Origin of the sequence: Flavobacterium sp. UBA4854 (genome assembly GCF_002399805.1) — a bacterium.
GTDB lineage: Bacteria > Bacteroidota > Bacteroidia > Flavobacteriales > Flavobacteriaceae > Flavobacterium > Flavobacterium ginsengisoli.
Window position 1 is genome coordinate 1 of the sequence record NZ_DHEI01000151.1, and the last position, 5,948, is coordinate 5,948.

At 32.2% G+C, this 5,948-nt stretch carries 7 protein-coding genes; 4 read left to right on the forward strand and 3 right to left on the reverse strand.

All coding sequences use genetic code 11. The features are described from left to right. Positions 1 to 1,316: aminoacyl-histidine dipeptidase (locus tag B3J44_RS21740; protein WP_286971379.1), on the reverse strand; the 1,316-nt coding region annotated here is incomplete at its 3' end. A gap of 207 nt (positions 1,317 to 1,523) precedes the next feature. On the opposite strand from B3J44_RS21740, the gene B3J44_RS21745 reads away from it, so the two are divergent. The 3 genes from B3J44_RS21745 to B3J44_RS21755 all read left to right on the forward strand — a co-directional run bounded on the left by B3J44_RS21745 (position 1,524) and on the right by B3J44_RS21755 (position 3,875). Next, complete coding sequence (locus tag B3J44_RS21745; RefSeq protein ID WP_286971380.1) at positions 1,524 to 2,585, forward strand: DUF3810 domain-containing protein; 1,062 nt, start codon at positions 1,524 to 1,526, stop codon at positions 2,583 to 2,585. Between the two features lie 154 nt (positions 2,586 to 2,739). After that, the gene (locus tag B3J44_RS21750; protein ID WP_008462500.1) at positions 2,740 to 3,234 is read left to right on the forward strand and encodes an RNA polymerase sigma factor; all 495 of its coding nucleotides are present in this window, start codon (positions 2,740 to 2,742) and stop codon (positions 3,232 to 3,234) included. Between the two features lie 8 nt (positions 3,235 to 3,242). Beyond that, complete coding sequence (locus tag B3J44_RS21755; protein WP_286971381.1) at positions 3,243 to 3,875, forward strand: hypothetical protein; 633 nt, start codon at positions 3,243 to 3,245, stop codon at positions 3,873 to 3,875. A 237-nt stretch (positions 3,876 to 4,112) separates the two neighbouring features. On the opposite strand, the gene B3J44_RS21760 is transcribed toward B3J44_RS21755, so the two are convergent. Both B3J44_RS21760 and B3J44_RS21765 read right to left on the reverse strand, forming a co-directional pair. After that, positions 4,113 to 4,922, reverse strand: a complete 810-nt coding sequence (locus B3J44_RS21760) for a lysophospholipid acyltransferase family protein (protein ID WP_286971382.1) — start codon at positions 4,920 to 4,922, stop codon at positions 4,113 to 4,115. 113 nt (positions 4,923 to 5,035) lie between these two features. After that, positions 5,036 to 5,701: an NUDIX hydrolase gene (locus tag B3J44_RS21765; RefSeq protein WP_286971383.1), complete on the reverse strand. Its 666-nt coding sequence runs from the start codon at positions 5,699 to 5,701 to the stop codon at positions 5,036 to 5,038. A 92-nt stretch (positions 5,702 to 5,793) separates the two neighbouring features. Here B3J44_RS21765 and B3J44_RS21770 point away from each other — a divergent pair. Next, a partial coding sequence (locus B3J44_RS21770) for a DUF4268 domain-containing protein (RefSeq protein ID WP_286971405.1) occupies positions 5,794 to 5,948 on the forward strand: 155 nt, incomplete at its 3' end.

Consider the following 5,948-nt stretch of genomic DNA (forward strand, 5'->3'; position numbering starts at 1 on the left):
CCTAAAATTCCGCACTCTAAACCAGCGTGACAAGCCACTACTTTTGGCTGTTCGCCATTTTGCTTTTCATAGATTTCTTTTAGAACTTCTAAAATTTCAGAGTTTACATTTGGCGTCCAACCTGGATAAGAACCAGAAAGTTCTACTTCACATCCAACTAGTTCAAAAGCAGAACGTAAAGAATTAGCCAAATCAAATTTTGAAGATTCCACAGAAGAACGCGTTAAACATCCAACTAAAATTTTACCGTCTTTAATTACTACACGAGCAATATTATTTGAAGTTTCAACTAAATCAGCCATATCAGCACTCATTTTATAAACTCCATTCTGAGCTGCATAAATCGCTCTGATGATTCCTTCTTGAACACCAAGTTCCATTACTTTTTCAGGTAAATCTCCTTTTACGATTTCAATTGATAAGTTTGGTTCAGTTGTTTTATATTCTGCTTTGATATCAGAAATAATCTCCTGCATATCATAAACATAAGCTTCATCAAACATCTGAGAAATAATTACTTTGGCAACGCTTTCTCTCGGAATTGCATTTCTAAGACTTCCACCGTTGATTTCTACAATCTGTAAACCAAAGTTTTCAAATGCATCAAACAATAAACGGTTCATGATTTTATTGGCATTTCCTAAACCTTTATGAATATCCATTCCTGAATGCCCACCGTTTAAGCCTTTTACTGTAATAGTATAACCAACAGAACCTTCTGGAACTTCTTCTTCATGATATGTTCTTGTTGCTGTTACATCAATTCCACCAGCACATCCAATATCAATTTCATCATCCTCTTCAGTATCCAAATTCAATAAAATCTGACCTTCCAAAATTCCGCCTTTTAGATTTAAAGCTCCAGTCATTCCTGTTTCTTCATCAATTGTAAACAAAGCTTCGATTGCAGGATGCGGAATATCTTTACTTTCTAGAATTGCCATAATAGTCGCCACTCCTAGCCCATTATCAGCTCCAAGTGTTGTTCCGCGTGCGCGAACCCAGTCACCATCCACATACATATCGATTCCTTGTGTATCAAAATCAAAAACGGTATCGGCATTTTTTTGGTGCACCATATCTAAATGTCCTTGCATTACGATTGGCTTACGGTTTTCCATTCCCGGAGTTGCCGGTTTTCTGATGATTACGTTTCTGATTTCATCTTCAAAAGTTTCTAAACCTAAGCTGTTTCCAAAGTTTTTCATAAACTCAATTACACGCTCTTCTTTCTTCGATGGACGAGGAACAGCATTTAAATCTGCAAATTTGTTCCAAAGCGCTTTTGGTTCCAGATTTCTAATTTCTTGACTCATTATATTTTGTTTGATGTTTAACAATTAAGAGCTTCAAAGTTACAAAGTTTAATTGCTTTTTTTGCCACGAATTGCACTAATTAGCACAAATTAAAACGGATCTAAAATGAAATAAATCAATAATTAACTAAAATTCGTAGAATTCATGACGAACTTTTTTTAATCATTCGATATTGTATTTATATTTACGTATCTAAAATTTACCTTGTGAAATCAAAATACGTTTTACCTTTATTTTTAATAGTTCAAATCATTTTTTATAAAATCCTTCCATACTTCCCAGATTTTGTTGAAGGTTTTTACAGTAAAAATTTATTCGCTAGGATTTCACATTTTTCTAGAACGGTTTTAGGTAAAGTTCCGTTTTCTGTCGGCGACATAATTTATGCTATTTTGATGATTTCTATAATTAGCTGGTTTTGGAAAATAAGAGGGACATGGAAGACTAATTGGAAAGATCATCTTTTAAAAATAATAGGCAAAATTTCTGTTTTTTACTTTTTCTTCCATCTGCTTTGGGCTTTCAATTATTATCGCAAACCTCTTTTTGAAAAAATGGAAATCAAAAGAGAATATACCGATGCTGATCTTTTGGCTTTTACTAAAAGATTAATTGTAAAGACGAATGAAGTTCAGTTTCAAATCACAAAAAATAAAAGCTCTAAAATTGTCTTTCCATATTCACAGAAAGAGTCATTTAACATGATTTTAAACGGTTATGATAATTTAGCAAAAGAACATCCTTATTTTGAATACAAAACATTAAGTGTAAAAAAATCATTGTTCAGCCTTCCTTTAACTTACATGGGATTTGGCGGTTATTTAAATCCATTTACAAACGAAGCGCAAATTAACGACTTATTGCCAATGTACACTTTTCCGCTAACTACATCTCATGAAATGGCACATCAGATTGGTTTTGCAAGTGAAAGTGAATGCAATTTTATTGGTCTTTTGGCTTCTGTCAAAAATGACAATTTATATTATCAATATGCCGGATATAGTTTTGCATTACGCTATTGTCTCGGAATCTGGCAGTTTAAAAACGAGAAAATTTTTGAAATACTAAAGAAACAAGTAAATACTGGAATTTTAAAAAACTATCAAGAAGACCAAGATTTCTGGAAAAAATATGACACCTTTATAGACGAAGGTTTTCATTTTCTATGGGATAGCTTTTTAAAAACAAATAACCAAAAAGATGGAATGAAAAGCTATAGTAAATTCATCGATTTGACGATTAATTACTATAAAACAAGAGAACTATAATTTCTTTTGCCACAGATTAAATGATTAAAAATGATTTCTAATCTCTTTTAATCATTTAGTCTAAAAATAGAAATCATTAAAATCTGTTCAATCTGTGGCAAAAAAAAATAAACACCAACTGTAACAAAAATGATTTCATAACTACTAATACATTATGAGTGAAAATCTAGAACAGTCATTTGTTGCGCAGCTGCAGGCAAATCAGAATATAATCCACAAGATTTGTAGATTATATACTGCTGGCGAAGATGCTCATAAAGACCTGTTTCAAGAGATTACCATTCAGCTTTGGAAAGCTTATCCAAAATTTAGAGGCGACAGTAAATTTTCGACTTGGACATATCGTGTTGCCTTAAACACAGCGATTACCTTATACCGCAAAACCAAAAGAACTATATCGACCGTAGATTATGAAAATCATCAGCATTTTGTAAAAGATGTTGACTATAATTATGAAGAAGAAGAACAGATTAAACTGATGTATAAAGCAGTTTATCAATTGAATGACATCGAAAAGGCATTAGTTTTTATGTATTTAGAAGACAAAGATTATCAAGAAATAGCTGAAACCTTAGGAATCAGCGAAGTGAATGCGCGCGTGAAAATGAACAGAATTAAGGGGAAACTTAAAAAAATACTAAATCCTTAAAAATTATTATGAAAGAACTGGATTTACTAAAAAAAGACTGGCAGAAGAACTCAGGTTCTTTTCAACAAATTTCTGAAAACGAAATCTACAAGATGATTCATAGAAAGTCATCTTCTATTGTAAAATGGATTTTAATTATCAGTATTTTGGAGATTTCCTTTTGGACTTTTTCGAACTTATTCATCAATACAGATGATGTACTGCGAAAAATGAATCATCCTGAAATAGTAGCAGCTTTAGAGTTTCTAACGTATTTTAATTATGTTGTCGTTTTAATTTTTGTTTACATTTTCTATAAAAATTATAAAACAATTTCGACCACAATAGCCACAAAATCTCTAATGAGCGCTATTTTAAAAACTCGTAAAACAGTTCAATATTATGTTTGGTACAATTTAGGAATGATTGTAATTACAGCCATTTTGAGCTTCTTTATTGCTTTTGTCTACAATCCAGATATGGAGTTTCTTAGAAACAAATTAGCAATGAACGGAAAAGCTATGTTTGTAACAATAGGCATTCTGTTCTTAGTAATCTTAGGCTTCTTCGGATTGTTTTGGTGTTTCTACAGAATTATCTACGGAACACTTTTAAGAAGATTGTATGCTAATTATAAGGAGTTGAAGAAGATAGATTTTTAATCTAAGATGCTAAGGTTCTAAGTTTTTCTTTAAGGCACAAAGGTTCTGAGTTGCAAAGGGACAAAGTTTTTCCTACTTGAAACCTAAAACCATAAACACAAAAGCCTGATGAAAAATCGATTTGTCACCCTGAGCGAAGTCGAAGGGCACAAAGTTAGGCTTCGACTTCGCTCAGCCAGACAAAGCAAACTTGAAACCTTAAACTTGAAACAAAACAAAACAAAACAAAACTAACTTTTAATAATCCCAACGTCTTAATTTGTTCAGTTCTTCTTGTACTTTGATTTCTTCGGCAGGAATAACTTTTAAAAATGATGGATGTTGTTCAATTGCGTATTCTACTTTTTCTACAATTTGTTCGATTGTATCATTTTCATAATCAATATCTAAAGGTTCTTTGATAATGAAAGATTGTAGTATTCCTTTTTTCTTCATTCGAAGTCCTTTTTTATCGAATGATCTGCGGAAGCCGTCAATTACAATCGGAATAACAAGGGGTTTGTGTTGTTTGATGATATGTGCTGTTCCTTTACGAACTGGTTTAAAAGATTTTGTTGTTCCTTGAGGAAAAGTAATCACCCAACCGTCTTCAAGCGCAATTCTAATATTTTCAGTATCATTTGGGTTAACATCGCGTTTTTCTGTTACATCAACTCCTTTTGCTCTCCAAGTTCTTTCAACTGTAATTGCACCCACATAGGCCAAAATTCTTGGCAGTAATCCTGCTTGCATCGTTTCTTTTGCCGCAACATAATAAATGTTCATTTTTGGTTGCCACAAATAACCGATATTTTTAATCGTGTCTTGACGTCCTGATAAACTGGCGTTAAAAACATGAAACATCGCTACAACGTCTGCAAAGTAAGTCTGGTGATTGGATATAAATAAAACATTAGTATCTGGGAGTGTTTTAATAATTTCAGATCCTTCAATCTGCAATTCATTAAAACCTCTATATCTCTTGTGAGTCATGGCACCTAGAATTCGGATTAACCATTTCTTGATGAATAATATATGCCCAAAAGGATTTCGTTTAAACAATCCCATAACTAATTTATCTTATTTTTTTGTTAGGTCGCAAACATACAAAAATTATTCTTTTAGCAACAGTATAAAACAATTTCTCCAATTAACGAGATATCCAAATGAATATCAAATCATTAAATAAACTTTATCAAATTTATTTCTTCAATCGCTTCTTTTAAGACATCTCGCAATTCGCTCAAAATCATTGCCGTGGCTCCCCAAACAACATGATTCTGAATATTAAAAGCAGGAACTAAAATATTTGCCCCATAAGAAGTTGATAATCTGGCTTCGATAATAATATCATCATTTAAAAAAACAGACAAAGGCAGTTCTATAATTCCGGCTACCTCTCTTATATCAGGGTAAAAAGAAAGTTCTTCTGTTGCAATTCCCAAAAACGGATGCACCAAAAAATTACTTGGCGGAATATACATTGGAGAAAAATGCTTAATTATATTTATTTTATCACTCGTAATTCCTACTTCTTCATGTGTTTCTCTAAGTGCTGTGGTTTCAAAATCTAAATCTTCCTTTTCATACTTCCCTCCCGGAAATGCAATCTGAGCCGAATGAACCCCATCATAAGCATTTCTAACAATCAAAACGAGATGTGTTTTTTCTTGTTTTGGATAAAACAGCATCATTACTCCAGCCATTCTGGCATTTAACGCTTCGATATCAAGATTCTTTAATCCTTCTATACGTTCTTTGGGAGCCATTTTTAAATGTGAGGTTACTGCTGGAAGCTCTACAGGAATTATATTGGGAACATATTTCAAAAAGTCTTGAAAATTCATAATCAAAGCTTATTTTTGTACTTTCAAATAAAACATAAATATACTCCAGAAAACGCAGTACCACAAGTTTTCTATTATTAAAGCCTAAAAAAATGTACAGCAAAGAAGAATCGCAAAGAATAAAAAGAGAATTTTGGGTAGCTTTTGCCGAAAAATATCCTCGTAAATGGGTGCTTTATGATACAAAAATCAAAGACTTTTCTTTTAAGTTTTATGTTGACAACAAAAAGGCTCAAGTTTTAATTGA